The organism is Bradyrhizobium sp. JR4.1 (genome assembly GCF_040548605.1).
Taxonomy (GTDB): domain Bacteria; phylum Pseudomonadota; class Alphaproteobacteria; order Rhizobiales; family Xanthobacteraceae; genus Bradyrhizobium; species Bradyrhizobium canariense.
This window is the reverse complement of the sequence record NZ_JBEPRY010000001.1, coordinates 138384-156272: the sequence shown is the minus strand read 5'-3', so window position 1 is coordinate 156272 and position 17889 is coordinate 138384. Positions and strand designations below refer to the sequence as shown.

Annotated in this window: 19 protein-coding genes, 1 tRNA gene and 1 pseudogene; 14 read left to right on the top strand and 7 right to left on the bottom strand. The window is 63.7% G+C overall.

What is annotated here, in order from left to right:
* Positions 1–5 precede the first annotated feature (5 nt).
* From ABIB90_RS00790 to ABIB90_RS00770, 5 genes and pseudogenes are all read left to right on the top strand, one after another.
* Positions 6–680 carry a poly(R)-hydroxyalkanoic acid synthase subunit PhaE gene (locus ABIB90_RS00790; protein ID WP_007597435.1) on the top strand — a complete coding sequence of 225 codons (675 nt, stop codon included), beginning with the start codon at positions 6–8 and terminating at the stop codon, positions 678–680.
* Positions 677–1798: a class III poly(R)-hydroxyalkanoic acid synthase subunit PhaC gene (phaC, locus tag ABIB90_RS00785; RefSeq protein WP_007597434.1), complete on the top strand. Its 1122-nt coding sequence runs from the start codon at positions 677–679 to the stop codon at positions 1796–1798. The genes ABIB90_RS00790 and phaC overlap by 4 nt, the downstream gene beginning before the upstream one ends.
* A complete protein-coding gene (locus ABIB90_RS00780; RefSeq protein ID WP_219680556.1) occupies positions 1798–3720 on the top strand; it encodes an acyl CoA:acetate/3-ketoacid CoA transferase in 1923 nt (640 codons plus the stop codon). The genes phaC and ABIB90_RS00780 overlap by 1 nt, the downstream gene beginning before the upstream one ends.
* A gap of 148 nt (positions 3721–3868) precedes the next feature.
* Positions 3869–4651, top strand: a complete 783-nt coding sequence (locus ABIB90_RS00775; RefSeq protein WP_354199953.1) for an alpha/beta fold hydrolase — start codon at positions 3869–3871, stop codon at positions 4649–4651.
* A 15-nt stretch (positions 4652–4666) separates the two neighbouring features.
* Positions 4667–5017, top strand: a pseudogene (locus ABIB90_RS00770) (aldehyde dehydrogenase family protein); the annotation flags it as partial.
* A 215-nt stretch (positions 5018–5232) separates the two neighbouring features.
* On the opposite strand, the gene ABIB90_RS00765 reads toward ABIB90_RS00770, so the two are convergent.
* A tRNA-Leu gene (locus ABIB90_RS00765) sits at positions 5233–5317 on the bottom strand.
* 154 nt (positions 5318–5471) lie between these two features.
* Between ABIB90_RS00765 and ABIB90_RS00760 the strand changes: the two genes are divergently transcribed.
* Positions 5472–6011 (top strand): disulfide bond formation protein B, encoded by a 540-nt coding sequence (locus ABIB90_RS00760; RefSeq protein WP_354199952.1) that lies wholly within the window; start codon positions 5472–5474, stop codon positions 6009–6011.
* A 3-nt stretch (positions 6012–6014) separates the two neighbouring features.
* Here the strand turns inward: ABIB90_RS00760 and ABIB90_RS00755 are convergent, their stop codons facing one another.
* Together ABIB90_RS00755 and ABIB90_RS00750 are read right to left on the bottom strand one after the other, a co-directional pair.
* Positions 6015–7100: an AbrB family transcriptional regulator gene (locus ABIB90_RS00755; RefSeq protein WP_007597426.1), complete on the bottom strand. Its 1086-nt coding sequence runs from the start codon at positions 7098–7100 to the stop codon at positions 6015–6017.
* Positions 7101–7198: 98 nt separating this feature from the next.
* On the bottom strand, positions 7199–7483 hold the full coding sequence (locus ABIB90_RS00750; protein ID WP_007597424.1) for a PsiF family protein: 285 nt from the start codon (positions 7481–7483) through the stop codon (positions 7199–7201).
* A gap of 201 nt (positions 7484–7684) precedes the next feature.
* Here ABIB90_RS00750 and ABIB90_RS00745 point away from each other — a divergent pair, with 201 nt between their 5' ends.
* Positions 7685–8176 (top strand): hypothetical protein, encoded by a 492-nt coding sequence (locus ABIB90_RS00745; protein ID WP_354199951.1) that lies wholly within the window; start codon positions 7685–7687, stop codon positions 8174–8176.
* A gap of 46 nt (positions 8177–8222) precedes the next feature.
* Here ABIB90_RS00745 and ABIB90_RS00740 read toward each other — a convergent pair whose 3' ends face one another.
* Complete coding sequence (locus ABIB90_RS00740) at positions 8223–8771, bottom strand: TetR/AcrR family transcriptional regulator (protein WP_007597422.1); 549 nt, start codon at positions 8769–8771, stop codon at positions 8223–8225.
* Between the two features lie 110 nt (positions 8772–8881).
* Between ABIB90_RS00740 and ABIB90_RS00735 the strand changes: the two genes are divergently transcribed.
* The 5 genes from ABIB90_RS00735 to ABIB90_RS00715 all read left to right on the top strand — a co-directional run bounded on the left by ABIB90_RS00735 (position 8882) and on the right by ABIB90_RS00715 (position 11684).
* Positions 8882–9310, top strand: coding sequence for an acyl-CoA thioesterase (locus tag ABIB90_RS00735; protein ID WP_007597421.1), 429 nt, complete (start codon positions 8882–8884; stop codon positions 9308–9310).
* A 3-nt stretch (positions 9311–9313) separates the two neighbouring features.
* On the top strand, positions 9314–9790 hold the full coding sequence (locus ABIB90_RS00730; protein WP_354199950.1) for a PaaI family thioesterase: 477 nt from the start codon (positions 9314–9316) through the stop codon (positions 9788–9790).
* 44 nt (positions 9791–9834) lie between these two features.
* Positions 9835–10218, top strand: coding sequence for a CidA/LrgA family protein (locus ABIB90_RS00725; RefSeq protein ID WP_354199949.1), 384 nt, complete (start codon positions 9835–9837; stop codon positions 10216–10218).
* On the top strand, positions 10215–10937 hold the full coding sequence (locus ABIB90_RS00720) for an LrgB family protein (protein WP_007597415.1): 723 nt from the start codon (positions 10215–10217) through the stop codon (positions 10935–10937). The genes ABIB90_RS00725 and ABIB90_RS00720 overlap by 4 nt, the downstream gene beginning before the upstream one ends.
* Before the next feature lie 87 nt (positions 10938–11024).
* Positions 11025–11684, top strand: coding sequence for a DsbA family protein (locus ABIB90_RS00715; RefSeq protein WP_219680537.1), 660 nt, complete (start codon positions 11025–11027; stop codon positions 11682–11684).
* A gap of 79 nt (positions 11685–11763) precedes the next feature.
* Here the strand turns inward: ABIB90_RS00715 and ABIB90_RS00710 are convergent, their stop codons facing one another.
* The 3 genes from ABIB90_RS00710 to ABIB90_RS00700 form a co-directional block, all read right to left on the bottom strand.
* Entirely contained in the window at positions 11764–11970 is a 207-nt protein-coding gene (locus ABIB90_RS00710; protein ID WP_007597407.1) for a hypothetical protein, read from the bottom strand.
* Between the two features lie 82 nt (positions 11971–12052).
* Positions 12053–13123, bottom strand: coding sequence for a phospholipase (locus tag ABIB90_RS00705; RefSeq protein ID WP_354199948.1), 1071 nt, complete (start codon positions 13121–13123; stop codon positions 12053–12055).
* Positions 13124–13151: 28 nt separating this feature from the next.
* Positions 13152–14123 carry a S1C family serine protease gene (locus ABIB90_RS00700; protein ID WP_007597405.1) on the bottom strand — a complete coding sequence of 324 codons (972 nt, stop codon included), beginning with the start codon at positions 14121–14123 and terminating at the stop codon, positions 13152–13154.
* Between the two features lie 285 nt (positions 14124–14408).
* Between ABIB90_RS00700 and ABIB90_RS00695 the strand changes: the two genes are divergently transcribed.
* Complete coding sequence (locus ABIB90_RS00695; protein ID WP_035993690.1) at positions 14409–15827, top strand: M20 family metallopeptidase; 1419 nt, start codon at positions 14409–14411, stop codon at positions 15825–15827.
* A 261-nt stretch (positions 15828–16088) separates the two neighbouring features.
* Positions 16089–17879 (top strand): peptide ABC transporter substrate-binding protein, encoded by a 1791-nt coding sequence (locus ABIB90_RS00690; protein ID WP_354199947.1) that lies wholly within the window; start codon positions 16089–16091, stop codon positions 17877–17879.
* Positions 17880–17889 lie beyond the last annotated feature (10 nt).

Here is a 17889-nt window from a genome sequence, read left to right as displayed (position 1 = left end):
GCAGCATGAGCGAGAACGACAAATCGGCTTCCGTTGATTCCGATCCCGGCCTGGAATGGGCGAAGCTTTGGCAGACGATGGCCGAATCCTCGAACCGCATGGTCGAGGCGTGGTCAGGGTCGATGGCACCGTTCATGCTGGCGCGTCTGTCGGAGAAACCGGGTGGTTTTGGCGACGGCAACGAATTGTCGGCAGCGATCGAGCGAATGGCGCAGGGGCCGCGGCTTGCCGACGTCTGGGACATCGACCGGAAAATGGCGTTGGCCTTTGGCGCCTGGATCGAGATGCGTCAGCGGCTTGCGAGCTACAATGCGGTCGCTGCCGCGCCGTGGCCTGAAGCGTCGAAGCGGTTTTACGAGACGATGTCCGCAACGGCTAGCGGTGGCTCCCCGCATCCGGAGTGGCGCGAGGCGTTCGCCAAATGGAGCGAAATCTCCAACGAGGAACTGATCCGTAACCAGCGCACCGACGGGTTTTTGCAAGCTCAGAAAGAGCTACTCCAGGCGGGGCTCAAATTGCGGAGTCGGCAGGATGACGTAGCTGAAGCGGCGTCAGCCATGTTGGGCCTGCCGACTCGCAAGGATTTCGACGACGTGACGCGGCAATTGACCGAACTCCGCCGAGAAGTCCGTACGCTCGCCCGCCAGATCCGCGACCAGAAGAGCGAAGGCGCACGATGAGCGATCAAGAGGATCAGACCTTGCGCGTCGCCCGCGACATGGCGGCCAATGCCGAGAAAATGTTCAAGGCGGCACAGCTGATCGCCAATACGCGGGATGAAGACGTCGCCATCGGCACGACGCCGAAGCATCTCGTCATGCGCCGCGACAAGGTCGAGCTGTTCCATTACGAGCCGATGGCGGAAGCGACCGCGAAGACGCCCGTCCTTTTGGCCTACGGCCTGATCGGGCGGTATACCATGGCCGATTTACAGCCCGACCGTTCGCTGGTGCGCAGCCTGCTCTCAAAAGGGCTCGATCTCTGGCTGATCGACTGGGGCCAGCCGGGCCGAACCGAGCGATGGCTGAAAATTGATGATTACGTCGATGACTACATCGATGCCGCAGTCGACCGCATCGCGCAGGAAACCGGCCATGACAAGATCACGCTGCTCGGCATCTGCGAAGGCGGCGTCTTTACGACGTGCTACGCCGCTCTGCATCCGGAGAAGGTAAAAAATCTCGTCATCACCATCACCCCGATCGACTTCCATGCCGATGTCAAGGACAAGGCCGCGCACCACGGCTTCCTCAACCTCTGGACCCGCAGCCTCGATCCTGATGACATCGACAAGCTGGTCGATACCTACGGCGTGCTGCCGGGCGAGTTCATGAGCTCGGTGTTCTCGATGATGACGCCGATGCGGTCACTGACGAAATACAATGTCGATCTCATCGACGTCGTCGATGACGAGGCGAAGTTCATGAATTTCCTCCGTATGGAAAAGTGGCTCGCGGACCGTCCGCATCATCCTGGCGAAGCGGCGAAGCAGTGGCTGAAGGATCTCTACCAGGAGAACCGCCTGGTCGATGGCAGCTTTGAACTGTCCGGCTGTCGGGTCGATCTGAAGTCGATCACGGCTCCGGTGCTGAATGTTTTCGCGCTGGACGATCATATCATTCCGCCGGACTGCTCGCGTGCGCTCGGCGCGAAGATCGGCAGCACGGATTATACCGAAATTCCGCTGCCCGGCGGCCATGTCGGCCTGTTCGTCTCCAGCAAATCGCAGGGCAAGCTGAGCCAGAGCATTGCCGACTGGCTGGTCGCCCGCGACGCCAATCCCGGAAGTGAAGCCTGATGCGCAACAAGATCGTCGACGCCGCCGAGGCGGTGGCCATCATCCGTTCCGGTGACACCGTCGCCTCGTCCGGCTTCGTCGGCGTGGGAACGCCCGACGAGATCATCAAGGCGCTGGAGCGGCGCTTCGTGCAGACCGGAGAGCCGCGGGACCTTTCGTTGGTGTTCGCGGCGGCGCCGGGGGATGGCGCCGATCGCGGTCTCAACCGCCTGGCGCATCCCGGCCTGATCAAACGCCTGGTCGGCGGACATTTCGGCCTGGTTCCGAAGCTCGCACGGATGGCGGTCGACAATCACGTCGAGGCCTATAATCTGCCGCTCGGATGCGTATCGCATCTGTTTCGCGAAATTGCGGGGCGCAAGGCCGGGCTTCTCTCCAAGGTCGGGCTCGGCACCTTCGTCGATCCGGCCAATGGCGGCGGAAAGCTGAATGCGCGCACCACCGAAGAGCTGGTGCGGCTGATCGAAATCGATGGCGAACAATGGCTCTTCTACAAGGCATTTCCGATCAACGTTGCGATCATCAGAGGTACCACCGCCGACCACAACGGCAACATCTCGATGGAGAAGGAGGCGTTGACCCTCGACAATCTGGCACTGGCAACGGCCGCCAAGAACTGCAAGGGGTTCGTCATCGCGCAGGTGGAGCGCATCGCCGCCTCCGGTTCGCTCAATCCGCGTCATGTCAAGATTCCGAGCGTGCTGATCGACTGCGTCGTCGTTGCCCAGCCCGAAAACCATGTCCAGACCTATGCCACCGGCTACAACGGCGCATTCTCGGGCGAATTGCGCGCGCCGGCCGATCGCAATGTTCCGATGGCGCTGGATAACCGCAAGATCATTGCGCGCCGCTGCGCCCTGGAACTGCCGATGGGCGGCGTGGTCAATCTCGGCATCGGCATGCCCGAGGGCGTTGCGTCGGTTGCCGCCGAAGAGAAGCTGTTCGACTTTGTGACGCTGACTGCCGAGCCCGGCATCATCGGCGGTATTCCGCAAGGCGGCCTCGATTTCGGTGCTTCGATCAATGCAGAATCGATCATCGACCAGAACCAGATGTTCGATTTCTACGACGGCGGCGGGCTCGATCTGGCCTGTCTCGGCATGGCTCAGGTCAATGGCCGCGGCGACGTCAACGTCAGCCTGTTCAATGGCCGCCTGGCCGGCGCCGGCGGCTTCATCAACATATCCCAGAATGCGCGCCGGCTGATCTTCGCAGGCACCTTTACCACCGCTGGGCTCAAGACGTCGGTCGTGGATGGTCAGCTCAAGATCCTCAGCGAAGGCAAGTCCTCGAAATTCATCGGCAAGGTGGATCAGATCACGTTTTCGGGCCAGCTTGCCGCAACCAACAGGCAGCCCGTTCTCTATGTGACGGAGCGATGCGTGTTCCGCCTGACCCCTGAAGGTCTCGAACTGATCGAGATCGCGCCGGGTATCGATATGGAGCGCGACATTCTCGCGCTCATGGGCTTTCGGCCCATCATCCGCGCGCCGAAATCCATGGATGTTTCGCTGTTCAGCGAAGCGCTGATGCAACTCGACGACCGGCTGCTCAATCGGCCGCTGGCGGAGCGGCTGTCGTACGATGCCGATCGCAACACGCTGTTTCTCGGACTTGACGGCTATCGGGTCCATAGAGATGCCGACGTCGAGGTAATCCGGGCGTCGATTCTCGAACTCTTCCATCGTGTCGGACGCCGGTTTTCCGCAGTCGTCAACTACGATTCGTCTTACATCGCTCCCGACATGGCGGAGAAATGGTTTTCAATGGCCGCCGAGGTCGAGCGGACCTGCTACGATCATGCCTCGCGCTACACCACCAGCGCATTCATGCGCCTGAAGCTCGGCGACGCGCTGGCCCGCCGCGACGTCGCGCCGCATATCTTCGAAACCTCGGCCGACGCCCACCGGTTTGTCGAATAGACCGATGGAGCTGAAATCCACCGAGTTGCGCCCCGCGGACTGGCCTGAAGGACGGCAGAGGGCGCCCGACCGCACCGGATCGGTGCGCGGGCTGACCCGGCGCAGCTTCCATCGCATCGCATTCACGGATTGGGGGCCCGTGCCCGCGGTGCGGCCGGTGCTCTGCGTCCATGGGTTGACCAGAAACGGCCGGGACTTCGATCACCTCGCCGCAGTTCTCGCCAGCGCGGGTCGGCGCGTCATTTGCCCGGATTTGCCTGGCCGGGGACAAAGCGAGCGGCTGCATGACAGCAGCGATTACGCGTTGCCGCAATATTGCAGCGACATGACCGTGCTGATGGCAGCGCTTGATGCAACGGAAATCGACTGGGTTGGAACGTCGCTGGGCGGCTTGATCGGGATGGTGCTGGCTGCCCTTCCGGGCAGTCCGATCCGTCGCATCGTCATCAACGATATTGGGCCTTATCTGCCCTGGACCGGATTGCTTCGCCTCGGCGCCAATCTCAACGATGCGCCAAGATTCTTTGAGACGATCGAACAGGCCGAAGGCTACTACCGGCGGGTTCTGGCTCCGTTCGGGCGATTGGAGGATGCGCACTGGCGGCATCTGACAACGCATAGTGTGGTCTGGAGCGCGGAGGGACGCTGTTTCAGGCCGCTGTGCGATCCGAATATCGCCCATGCCTTTCGAAATCCTTGGCACTACAGCGTCGATCTCTGGAAATACTGGGACGCGATCGACGTCCCCATTCTTGTGATACGCGGGCAGCAATCGGATTTGCTTTCAGAGGGCGTCCTCAAGGACATGATGCGGCGCAATCGCAATGTCCGCGTTCACACCGTCGCGGACTGCGGCCATGCGCCGGCCCTGATCCCTGACGAACAGATCGAGGTCGTGACACAGTTTCTGAGCGGCAACGACCCCACTTAACGCTGAGCGCTTCAGGTGTTGGCGGATGCCACGTCGGACATGTTGGTCTTCCGCGAGGAAACTTTCGGCCCGGTCGCGCCTGTATTGCGCTTCAAGACTGAAGAGGAAGCAATCAGGCTTGCGAACGATACCGAGTTCGCACTTGCGGCCTATTTCTACGGCCGCGATATCGGACGGGTCTGGCGCGTTGCCGAAGCGCTCGAGTACGGCATCGTCGGTATCAACGAAGGCCTGATCTCGACCGAGGTTGCACCGTTCGGCGGCAAGGAGAGCGGCAACGGCCGTGAGGGTTCGAGATACGGCATCGAGGACTATCTGGAAATCAAGTACCTCTGCATGGGTGGAATCCAGAGTTGTGCCACTTGAGCGGCTGCCGGCATCGCGGATCACGCAAGGGCGGCAAAATTCCCGTTTCCGGCCCTAGCTTGAGTGAGGAGCGAGCAGCCACCTAGGGAATTAGTCGCAACATTCAGCGATCAGTTTTCTTCATTCGGAATATCAAAATTCGCGGCGAAAATTTTTCCGAGAATCCGGAATCGAGGCTGCCGAATAAGTCATTGTTATAATTTATATTCTAGACTTGGTGCCCCTGGCCGGAATCGAACCAGCACTCCTTGCGGAACTCGATTTTGAGTCGAGCGCGTCTACCAGTTCCGCCACAGGGGCCCTCGGTCGGCCCTAAGCAGGCGTCGCGAAGCCGGCGGACTATAGCCATGGACAAAGCGGGGTCAACCCGCGCCAAAGTGATCCCGGCCGTTCTCGACAGCCGCATGAGCCGGCGTTACAGCCTTGGAAAGCGACCCATCGAAAAGAGGCTGCCGTGACGACCCAGAGTGCCGCAATACCTGCATTCAAATCGGCGGCCACCAGCCCGGCTCTGACTGCCTCGCTCGCTGTGACCCTGATTGCGGCCGCCACGATCGCGGGCGCCTGGTTCTTCCAGCTGGTGCTCGGGATCGTGCCCTGTCCGCTCTGCCTGGAGCAGCGCTACGCCTATTACCTCGCGATCCCGCTCGGCCTGCTCATCGCACTCGCGGCGCGGGCCGGTGCGCCGCGACCGCTGCTGCTCGCGGGCCTTGCGATCCTTGCGCTGGCGAGCCTCGCCAATGCCGGGCTCGGCTCCTATCATTCCGGCGTCGAATGGGGCTTTTGGAAGGGACCGACCGACTGCTCCGGTCCCGTCGTCAATCTCGGCAGCGCCACCGATCTGCTGTCGCGGCTCGACACCGTGAAGGTGGTCCGCTGCGACGAGGTGCAGTGGCGCTTTCTCGGCCTCTCGCTTGCCGGCTACAACGTGCTGATCTCGCTGTTGATGGCTGCAATCGCCGCGTGGGGATTCGTTGCGACGGCGAAGCGCTGAGGCTCAATCGTCCACATCGTCCTGCGTCCGGCCGAACAGGTGCACGATGCCCGGCGTCGCGATCGTCACGAAGACGAAACGCGAGAGGTGATGTGCGCCGACGAAGATCGGGTCGATGTGCAGCGTCAGGGCCAGCGCCAGCATGGCGTCCATCGCGCCGGGGGCGTAGGCGACCACGACATCAGAGAATTTCACCTGCGTGGTGAGCGCCACGATGCCGACGAAGATCGCGGAGACGGCGATGGCGACGGCAAACGAGCCCAGCGCCGCGTTGATGTGGCCGGCGAGCGTCTTGATCCGCATCCGCGCGAAGCGGCTGCCGATCAGGGCGCCGATGCCGACCAGCGCCACGCCGCGTACCCAGTCCGGCAGGCCGCCCTCGACCCAGCCGGCGCCATGCAGCACGCTTGAGCCGATCATCGCACCGAACATCCAGCTCGCCGGAAACCTGATCAGCCGCAGGAGGAGTGCCGCGGCCAGCGAGGCCGCGACGAGTTCGACCAGGTCGAGCGGCGAGGCAATCGTCGTCGTCAGCGACGGCGCGACGGAGGGTGCAACGCCCGCGAACGCCAGCACCATGGGCAGTGCCGCGGTGAGGATGATGACGCGCATGGTCTGCACCACCGCGATGCCCGGCAGGTCGGCGCCGCGCTCGACCGCCAAGATCGTGATCTGCGACAGCGCGCCGGGGCTGCCGGCGAGGAAGGCCGAGGTGCGGTCCCAGCCGTGGATGCGCTGGAGATAATAGCTGGAGCCGAAGGTCGAGCAGAAGGTCGCGAGCGCGAGCAGCCCGATGGTGAGCGGATAGGCACTGACCTGTTGAAGCAGGTGGCGCGAGACGACTGATCCTAACGAAATGCCGAGCAGCACCAGCACGGTCTGGGTCAGGATCGGCGGCAGCGTCAGCTGGCGACCGGCGATCGCGGCGACCCCGACCGCGATCATGGAGCCCGAGATCAATCCCCCCGGAAGGCCCGCGAGCAGAAACACGAGGCCTCCGGCGGTGCCAATGACGAGCGTTTCCACCGTGCTCAAGATCTTGGCACGGCTCGGCCATTCGAACGGCAGGGAGGCGGTGATTTGCTTCACACCACCTTATCGCAAATCAGCGAGAGGCGCACAATTGCGGCCACGTCATGCCGCAATGCGCGCGCCTCTCGCCGAAGCCGCGAGCAGGGGGGAAGGACTTACTTCTTGTCCGCAGCCGGCGCGGCCATGCCGGCCTTGGCGGTCTTGATGCATTCGGAGCGGAATTTCTTGCGCTCCTTGCCGTGCAGGCCCTTGGCGTCGGCCTGCTTGGAGCATTCGAGCGACTCGGCCGAGTGCTCCTTCGGTGCCTTCTTGTCCATGGGGGCGGCGGTCGTGGTCTTGGTGTCGGTCTTTGCTGCCGGCGCGGCGGTCTGCGCGAAGGCAGTGCCGGTGGCGAGAAGGGAGGCGAGAGCGACGACGGCGAGGCGAGATGTGAAGGTCATGGTGCTGCACTCTTCTTGCGGGAATTGCGAAGGGCGCGAAAGTCGGCTGGCGTTGCTGAACGCGACATGAATAATTCGAACGTGGAGGGTCACTATATTTTGGCGGCAGCAGCCATCGCTTCCTTGTCGCGAGCGGGCAGCACGCTAGGATAGCAATCCTCGGTTCACTTCCCTCGGGGGAAGATCAAGGAGGAGACAAGGATGACCATTCAATCAAAGTTGCTGTGTGCAGTTGCGCTGTCGGGCTTTGCCGCGCTGGTGGCAAGTGCGCCGGCGCAGGCGCTGACCTCGCAGGAGTGCAGCGCGAAATACCAGGCCGCCAAGAAGGACGGCTCGCTCGGCACCACGAAGTGGAACGACTTCCGCAAGGCCCAGTGCGGCGCGGACGCGACGCCAGCGGCTGCGCCGACCGCGGCCGCTCCTGCTGCGCCCGCCGTTCCTGCCGAGCTGAAGCAGGCGAAGAAGGAGGCCGCCCCGGCTGCTGCGCCGACCCTGCCGGCCGGCCCCGCGATCTATCCGAACGCGGTCGATCCGAAATACGCCAAGGAGACCCCCGGCAAGGGGCGCCTGCACACCTGCGTCGACCAGTACAACGCCAACAAGACCACCAACGGCAATGGCGGCATGAAGTGGATCGAGAAGGGCGGCGGCTATTACAGCGAATGCAACAAGAAGCTGAAGGGCGCCGCCTGACGCTTCAAGACGACACAGAGGCCGGGGCCAAGCTCCGGCCTCTTGCTTAATCCAGTAGCTTCTCGGCCGATTTCGCCACGAGCTGCGATCGCTTGCGCGGGCCGCGCTCGACGAACAGCAGGCTCTGGCCGAAGATGAAGCAGTAGAACAGGAAGGCCTGCGCTTCGGCTGCCTCGGTATCGAGGCCGGTCGCGCGATAGAGTTCGGCGACGTGCTTCAGCCGCGCCGCGTCCACGTTCGCCACCGCTGTCGCGGCGCCCTCGTCCGAGCGGGCCCATTGCCGGATCGCAAGCTCGATTGCCATCCCGTCCGGATTGAGCCGCTCGGAATAGAGTTGGATCACCGCCCTCAACCGTTCACGGGGGTCTTGGCCATCGAGGCTCGTCTGCTGCGCGATCGCCGTTGAGCGCCCCTCGCGCCAGCGTTCCAGCATGGCACCGAGCAGCGCGGCACGGTCGGCGAAGCGGCGGTAGAAGCCGCCCTTGGTGACGCCGAGGTTCTTGGCGAGCACCTCGACCCGCACCCCCTCGACCCCCGATCGGGCGAGCTCGGTGAGCCCTGCCTCGACCCAGACATCGCCTTTGCCGTCACTCATGCGGGAAGCCTCGCCGATTCTTGATACGGTGCCGTATTGCTAACGCGGGAGGAGGTTGATACGCTACCGTATCAATAACCAAAGGTGGGAAAGAGCCAGGGAGAATTGCGATGGAGCAGGAGGCGACCTATCGCGGCACGGTCTATCCGTGGCAGTGCGATCACGTCGGCCACATGAACATCATGTGGTATGTCGGCAAGTTCGACGAAGCCAACTGGAATCTGTTCGCCCGCCTCGGGCTCACGCCGAGCTACCTGCGCGGCTCCGGCCGCGGCATGGCCGCCGTGCAGCAGAACATCACCTACAAGCGCGAGCTGCTCGCCGGCGACATCGTCGAGATCCGCAGTCACCTGCTCGAGATCCGCGACAAATCGATCCGCTTCCGGCACGACATGACCAATGCCGAGACCGGCGAGATCGCCGCGTTGTGCGAGATCACGGGCGTGCACATGGACCGCAGCCTGCGTAAATCTGTGCCGTTCACGGATGCCATTCGCGAGCTCGCTTTGAGGCATCTCGCCGAGCCCGCGGAGGCCTGAGCCATGGCCGCATACGAGCCGAAGAACCCGGGTTATCGCGCGGCTGCCATCGCCATGTTCGACGGCCAGCCGGCGATGCACACGCTCGGCATCGTGATCGTCCGCCTTGCGCCGGGCGAGGCTGAACTCGCCATGCTGCATTCGCCGGCCCTCACACAGCAGAACGGCTTTGTCCACGCCGGCATCATCACCGCAGGGCTCGACAACGCCTGTGGTGTCGCTGCCTTCACCCTGATGCCGCGCGAGGCCGATATCCTCACCGTCGAGTTCAAGACCACGCTGCTCGCGCCGGCACGGGGCGAGCGTTTCGTCTTCAAGGCAGAGGTGGTCAAGCCCGGCCGCACGCTGACCTTTTGCGAGGCGAAGGCGTTTGCCGAGCACCAGGGCAAGGTCACGTTGATCGCAACGATGACCGGGACGCTGATGGCGATGCTGCCGCGCGTTGCCGCTTCGCACGAACCGCGCACGCCCGCTGCATAGCGGTGATTGACAAGACGGCCGGCGCATCCCTTGATGCCAAAATCATGCTTGCAAGTCTTGGTCTCATTCTGCTCTGCCAGTTGATCGGCGAAGCTGTCGTACGCGGCCTCGGCCTGCCGATGCCAGGCCCGGTGCTTGCCCTCTTGCTGCTCCTCATCCTGCTGCTCGCGCGCGACCGCTTTGCGCTTCTCGCGCGCGGGCCGCTGCGCGATGATGGCGTCGAGACGGCCGGCAAGGGTCTGCTCGCGCATCTGTCGCTGCTGTTCGTGCCGGCCGGGGTCGGCGTCGTGCAGAAGCTCGATCTGCTCGCGTCCCACGGCATCGCCATCATTCTCGTGCTCGCGCTGTCGGTGGTCGTCACGCTGCTCGCGACCGTACTCACCTTTCGCCTGGTCAGCCGCCTGTTGAGGCAACAGGACGCGCGATGAAGGACAATCCGTTCTCGCTCTGGGTCTATCTCTCGCAGTCGCCGTTGCTTTGGTTGACCGTGACGCTGCTGGTCTATGCCGGCACGGACGCCGTGTCGCTGGCGACTCGGCGTCATCCCCTCGCCAATCCCGTGCTGCATGCGATGTGGATCGTCGGCGCCTTCCTGCTGCTAACCGGCACCTCCTACACGACCTATTTCGCCGGCGCGCAGTTCGTACATTTCCTCTTGGGGCCCGCGACGGTCGCGCTGGCCGTTCCCCTCTACGAGAACCGCAAGCGCGTCCTCGCCTCGATCGCGCCGATGCTGGTGGCGCTGGTCGCGGGATCGGTCACCGCCGTGGTGTCCGTGGTGTTGCTGGCCGAGTTCGCCGGTCTGCCGCGCGACGTGGTTTTGTCGCTCGCGCCGAAATCCGTCACGGCCGGCGTTGCCATGGGCATCGCCGAATCCCTGCACGCCGATCCCTCGCTGGCCGCGGTTGCGGTCATCCTCACGGGCATCATGGGCGCGATCATCGTAACGCCGCTGATGAACCGCACCGGTATCAGCGATTTCCGCGCCCGCGGCTTTGCCGCCGGCCTTGCCGCGCACGGGATCGGGACCGCGCGAGCGTTCCAGGTCGACGAGATCGCCGGCGTCTTCTCCGGGATCGCCATGAGCCTGAACGCTTTGGTGACCTCCTTCCTGGTACCCTTGGCGGTCACGCTGCTGGTGCGATGACATCGGCGCCGCGACACTCTATATGATTTGTAACAATTCCCAGTCTCGAACCGTATCGACGGAGATGGGACCGAAATGGAACGAGATATGGTTGGATTCAGGAACAAGGGCCTTGTGCCGACGCGGCGCGCGGCGCTGACGCTGATCGGGGCGGGCGCCCTTGTCGCCGGTGGGATCACCGCGGCGCGCGCGGCGACCGACGAAGACGAGGTGCTGACCGAAGCCAAGGTGCTGCGCGACCCAGATGTTCCCGTCGCCGGCAATCCTGACGGGAATATCAGCATCATCGAATGGTCCGACTATAACTGCCCCTATTGCCGCAAGCTCGAGCCCGAGTTGCGTCAGGTCATCCAGGACGACGGCAAGGTCCGGCTGGTGATGAAGGACTGGCCGATCCTCGGTCCGGTTTCGGTCACGGCGGCGCGGACCGCGCTCGCGGCGAAATTCCAGGACAAATACCACCAGGCCCATGACGCCATGATGGGCGTCAGCTCGCGCCTGACCGATCCACGCATCAACGAGTTGCTCGCGGCCGCCGGCGTCGACATGGATCGGTTGAAGCGCGATCTCGGAGACCACGCCAAGGACATCGACGCCGTGCTCAAGCGCAACAACGAGCAGGCCGAAGCCTTCGGTTTCCGCGGCACCCCGTCCTTCATCGTCGGCAAGTACCGCGTGCCGGGCGTGCTCAGTATGAACGAGTTCGAGCAGGTCATCGCCGACGCCCGCAAGGCCAAGATGAACTGAGCCGAGCGATATTCACCGCATACGAAGGCGCCGCCGCGGACCCGCGACGGCGCCTCATTTCATTCATGATACCACGTCGTTACTTCGAGGAGATGCGGACCCAATCTTTGTGCGCGCGATCGCGCAGCGCTTCCCAATCGGCCTTTGCGACATCCCAGTTTACGATGGTGCGATTGGTCGTCGCAACCTCGCCATTAGCAACCGACGACGTCTGCATGGAGTCATAGACATACACGCTGCAGGCAAGCAGCAGCGCGCCCAAAATCATTCCAAGAAACATCCGCATGGCGAAACCTCCGATGACGGGCGATAACGTCGGCCCGGAATGATAGTTCCGCGGCAGTACGGCGCAGGTAAGGACGATCCGTTCACGCTTCATTCAGCCACTGCACCAGCTCCGCGTTGATCTCGCGAGGATAGGTGTGGCTGAGGTCGTCGATCTCGCGATAGGTGACATTCGCGCCGGCGGCGGCGAGGGCCGCCTGCGTTTGCCGCGCGGTCTGTACCGGAAACATCCAGTCGAGCTTGCCGTGTGCGATGAAGATCGGCAGCCGCTGCAGGCGTGTGGCGTCAGCCATCTCCGCCATCAGCGGATGGAAGGTCGCCGACACCGGCGCGAGATGCGTGAAGGGCGAGGCGCCGTCGAGCCCGGTGACGTAGCAGAAGGTGCCGCCGTCGCTCATGCCTGTCAGCAGCATGCGCGAGGCGTCGACGGTCCAGCGGCTGCGCACCGTATCGAGAATGCGCATGAAGTTGGGCGTGTCGGAATCGTCGCCCATCAGGGCCCAGGTCGGGCCGGTCGCGGTCGGCGCCACCAGGATCGCACCAAGACTGCGGGCATCGCGCAGCCAGCTCCACAGAAAGCCGCGGCCATTGCCGCTGCCGCCATGCAACGCCATCACCAGCGGCATGGCGAGATCGGGCGTGTAATATTCAGGCACGTAGACCGAAAAGCCGCCGCGGCTGCCGGGCTCGTTGTGATCGTGGATGATGCCGGTGTGCGCGTCCGCGCCGGCTTCGAGTCGCGACAACAGGTCGGCATTCTCGCGATTGGCGGCGTTGAGGAAGAAGCTGCTCACGGGCGGAAACTGCACTGCCAACGGATAGAGTTCCTCCTGCGCGCGCGGGACGTGGCGCAGCGCGCGGAAGACCGCAACGAGATCGCCATTGCGACGCTCAACCTCGCGCAGGCCGGCAAAGGCGGCGAGCGTCTCGTCGCAGGCCCGATCGAGCCGCTGGCGCAGTCCGGTGAACTGTTCCGGCCATTCTCCGATTGCCGCGCGCACCGTTTGCAACGCCTCGTCGGGAGCGCCGATCGCGTTCATCACCGAGCCGAAGGCCGGCGGGTGCAGGTTGCGCTGAAAGAAGGCGAGCGCCTCCAGCGCATTGAGCAGCGGCGGCAGCACGGCCACGATATCGTCAACGACGGCCTCGCTCATCGTCGTTTCCTTGCTTCAGTTCGGCTTGTCAGTGCAGCTTCGGCGCCTTCAAGAGCTTGAAGCGATCGGTCGAGGTTACCGTGACGTCGAAGGTGACGCCTTCATGATGTACCGTCAGCGGCACGTCGACGCCGGCAGCGCCGAGGCTCCACAGCTTCTTGTAGAAGCCGGTCTGGCTCGTGACCTTCTCGCCGTCGACCGCGAGGATGACGTCGCCGGTCTTGAGCTCGGCAAGGGCGGCCGGACCGTTGGCGGAGATCCCGATCACCACCACGCGGTTGTCGATCTCGGTCGAAAAGAGTCCGAGCCACGGCCGTGCCGGCTTGTTGACGCGGCCGAACTTGCGCAGATCGTCCAGGATCGGTTTCAACAGGTCGATCGGCACGATCATGTTGACGTGCTCGGCCTTGCCGTCGCGCTCGCGTTCGAGCTGGAGCGAGCCGATGCCGATCAACTCGCCGCGCTCGTTGAGGAGCGCCGTGCCGCCCCAGTTCGGATGCGCGGGATGGGTGAAGATGGCCTCGTCCAGCAGATATTCCCAGTAGCCCGCGAATTCCTGCTTGGCCACGATCTGGCTCGCGACCGAACGCGTGCGTCCGCCGGCGCCGCCGACCACGACGCGGTCGCCGAGCCGGGTCTCGGCCGAGATGCCGAGCGGCAAGGGGTCGACCTCGAGCTGGCCGAGCGCCTGCACCAGGCCAAAGCCGGTGACGGCATCGAAGCCGAGCACATGTCCCTCCACCACGCGCCCGTCTCCGACATGCAGCCACACCGACTCTGCTTCGGTGATGAGGTAACCGATGGTGAGCACCAGCCCGTGGTCGATCACGACGCCGTTGCCGGCGCGCTCGGTCCCCAGCGTCTCGGCACTGAAGGCGTCCGGCGGGATGATGGCATGCAGGCCGACGACGGAGGCGAGCGCGCGGTCGAGATCGAAATCATAATCGCTCGCCCGCGGCTGATTGGCCGGCGGCACTCTCCATTCGGTCAGAGCGGGCATGGAGTTCTCCTGGCTGAGAGCATCGCTCCGCCGTGGCTAGCGGAACGACACGCGAAGCACCGATAATTTAGGCCGGAGGAGGCCGTCTTGAAAGCCTCGTTCCCAACTATTCCAGAGAACGCCGTATGAAATCTTTGAAAGGCACAGGACCGGTTCATGCACGGGTCGGTCGGGCGGCTCTCCGGCATTGACCGCATGGCTGCTGTCCGGCGAGGTGCTAGGCGCCGTACATTGAAGCTGCTAACCATTGCCGCTTCGTTTGACCCAGGGATCACGGACCGAAGCATGGACAACCGCAGCGACATCTGGCGTGGCATCGACACGATCAAGGCACGTTTCATCGACCTCAGCGACAAGGTCTGGGGCATGCCCGAGGTCTGCTACACCGAGGCGCGGTCCGCCGCAGAACATCTCGCCGAGTTGCGTCATCAGGGTTTTCGCATCACCGAGCAGCTCGCGGGCATTCCGACCGCGGTGATGGGCGAATGGGGCGAGGGCGGACCGGTCATTGCCTTCATGGGGGAATATGACGCGCTGCCGGGCCTGAGCCAGGAGGCGGGCGTCGCGGAGCATCGTCCGGTCGAGACCGGCGGCCACGGTCATGGCTGCGGCCACAATCTGCTCGGTTCCGCAGCTCTCCTCGCCGCGACCGCGGTGAAGGACTGGCTCGCCGAGAACAAGGTGCCGGGCCGCGTGCGCTATTACGGCTGCCCCGCCGAGGAAGGCGGCGCGGCAAAAGCGTTCATGGTACGCTCCGGTGCATTTGAAGACGCCGACATCGCCATCACCTGGCATCCGCACAGCTTCTGGGAAGTCGCGGTGACGCCGTCACTCGCCAACACCCGCGCCGATTTCATCTTCACCGGCCGCACCTCGCATGCGGCAGCCTCGCCGCATCTCGGCCGCTCCGCGCTCGACGCTGTGGAGCTGATGAATGTCGGCGTGAACTATATGCGCGAGCACATGCCGAGCGACGCGCGCGTGCACTACGCGCTGCTCGACACCGGCGGCATCGCCCCGAACGTGGTGCAGGCGCATGCACGCGTGCGCTATTCGATCCGTGCCCGTGATCTGCCCGGCATGAACGAGCTGGTTGGACGCGTGAGCAAGATCGCGGAGGGCGCGGCGCTGATGACCGAGACCAAGGTCGAGATGAAGATCATCTCCGCGGTCTCCAACATCCTGCCGAACACGCCGCTGGAGCAGGCGCTGCACCGGGTCATGGAAGAACTCGGACCGCCGCATTTCGACGACGCGGACAAGGGCTTTGCCACGGAGATCCGCGCGACGCTGAGCGACAAGGACATCGAGTCGGTCTATTACGCGATCGGCATGGAGCCGACCGACCGGCCGCTGGCTGACTTCTTGGTGCCACTCGATGCCAAGCGCAATCCGCTGGTCGGCTCGACCGACGTCGGCGACGTGAGCTGGGTGGTGCCGACCGTGCAGGTCCACGCACCCACGGTTGCAATCGGCACGCCCTTCCACACCTGGCAGGTGGTCGCGCAGGGCAAGAGCGCGCATGCTCACAAGGCCATGGTGCAGGCCGCTAAGGCGATGGCCGGCATCGGCATCAAGGCGCTGACGGACCCGGAGCTGATCAAGGCTGCCAAGGCTGACCTCGAGAAGCGGACGGCCAAGACGCCTTACGTCTGTCCGCTGCCAGACCACGTCGCGCCGCCGCTCGACATGTCCGTGGCGTAGAATTTCGCCTCGATACTTCGTCTGATGCGGCGACCAAATTTTCTGCAGTGCAGCGCGGAATTCAGCGTGTTTTGATGCTGGATTGCCGAACGGATGGGCTGCGGAATATGGTTTTGCCCAACAGACAGTCAGTAGACCGTTTGCATACACACGGTCGCAGTTGACGCGCACCCCATTCGGTGTGCCATCTACCGCCAGCCAATCCCGGTGGTCGCCTCGCGCGACCGCCTGCATTCATACGGGAACCAGACGGGGACAACCATGCTGGATAAAGAACTGCGTTCGATGATCGGTGACGTGAAGGACGGGCGGATGGATCGCCGCGGCTTCATTCAGCGCCTGGCTGCCGTGGGTCTCACCGCGCCTTTGGCCAACCAGATCCTCGCGCTTGGTGGCGTCGCCATGGCTGAGGGCGCCTCGACCTACAAGCCGACCAAGCGCGGCGGCGGTGGTGCGCTCAAGCTGCTGTGGTGGCAGGGGCCCACCCTGCTCAATCCGCATTTTGCCACCGGCACCAAGGACCAGGACGGCGCGCGCCTGTTCTACGAGCCGCTCGCCTGTTGGGATCCCGACGGCAACATGAAGCTGGTTCTGGCCGCCGAAATTCCCTCGATCCAGAACGGCGGCCTCGCCGCTGACGGCAAGTCGGTGACCTGGAAGCTCAAACCCGGCGTCAAATGGCATGACGGCACGCCGTTCACAGCCGACGACGTCGTCTTCAACTGGGAATATGCCAAGGATCCGGCGACCTCCGCACTGACCATCGCGACGCTCCGCGACATCACGGTCGAGAAGGTGGACGACCTCACGGTCCGCATCCTGTTCAACAAGCCGACGCCGTTCTGGGCCGACGCTTTTGTCGGGGCTCCCAATACCATCATCCCAAAACATCTGTTCAAAGACTATATGGGGTCCAAGTCGCGGGAGGCGCCGACCAACCTCTCGCCGGTCGGCACCGGCCCCTACAAGTTCGTCGAATTCAAGCCGGGCGATCTTGTCCGCGGCGTGATCAATCCCGATTATCACATGGCGAACCGGCCCTATTTCGATTCGATCGAGATGAAGGGCGGCGGCGATGCCGTCTCTGCCGCGCGCGCGGTGATCCAGACCGGCGAGTATGATTTCGGCTGGAACATTCAGGTTGAGGACGACGTGCTGCTGCGCCTGGAGAAGGGCGGCAAGGGAAAGACCGTCTACGCCGTCGGCGGCGACACCGAATTCATCGCGCTGAACTTCACCGACCCCAACACCGAGGTCGATGGCGAACGCTCCTCGATGAAGACCAAGCACCCGCTGTTTTCCGATCCGGCGGTGCGCAAGGCGCTCTCGCTGCTGATCGATCGCGAGTCGGTCAAGAAGGCGATCTACGGCCGCGCCGGTCGCACCACCGCCAACTTCCTCAATGGGCCCGAAAAATTCGTGTCCAAGAACACCTCGTGGGAGTTCAGCGTCGAGAAGGCCTCGAAGATCCTCGACGATGCCGGCTGGAAGCCGGGCGCCGACGGCATCCGCGAAAGGGACGGCAAGAAGCTCAAGCTCGTCTATCAGACCTCGATCAACGGGCCGCGCCAGAAGACGCAGGCGATCGTCAAGCAGGCCTGCCAGAAGGCGGGCATCGACGTCGAGCTGAAATCGGTCGTCGCCTCCGTGTTCTTCTCCTCCGACGTCGGCAATCCCGATACCTATTCCAAGTTCTACGCCGACATGGAGATGTTCCAGATCCCGCTGAGTCAGCCCGATCCGTCGCAGCACATGCGTCGCTACCTTTCGAACCTCGTTGCCACCAAGGAGAACAAGTGGCAGGGCACCAACTTTCCGCGCTGGGTCAACAAGGAGTACGACGCGACCATCCAGGCCGCCGACGGCGAGATGGATCCGGTCAAGCGCGCGGCGCTCTACATCAAGGCCAATGATCTCATGTACCAGGACATCGTTTTCATCCCGGTGCAGCACCGCCTGAAGGTCGAGGCGGCCGCCAACAATCTGCGCCCGGTGGTTTCGGGCTGGGCCAACGAGACCGACAATTTGTTCGACTGGTACCGCGAAGAATGATCACGCACGC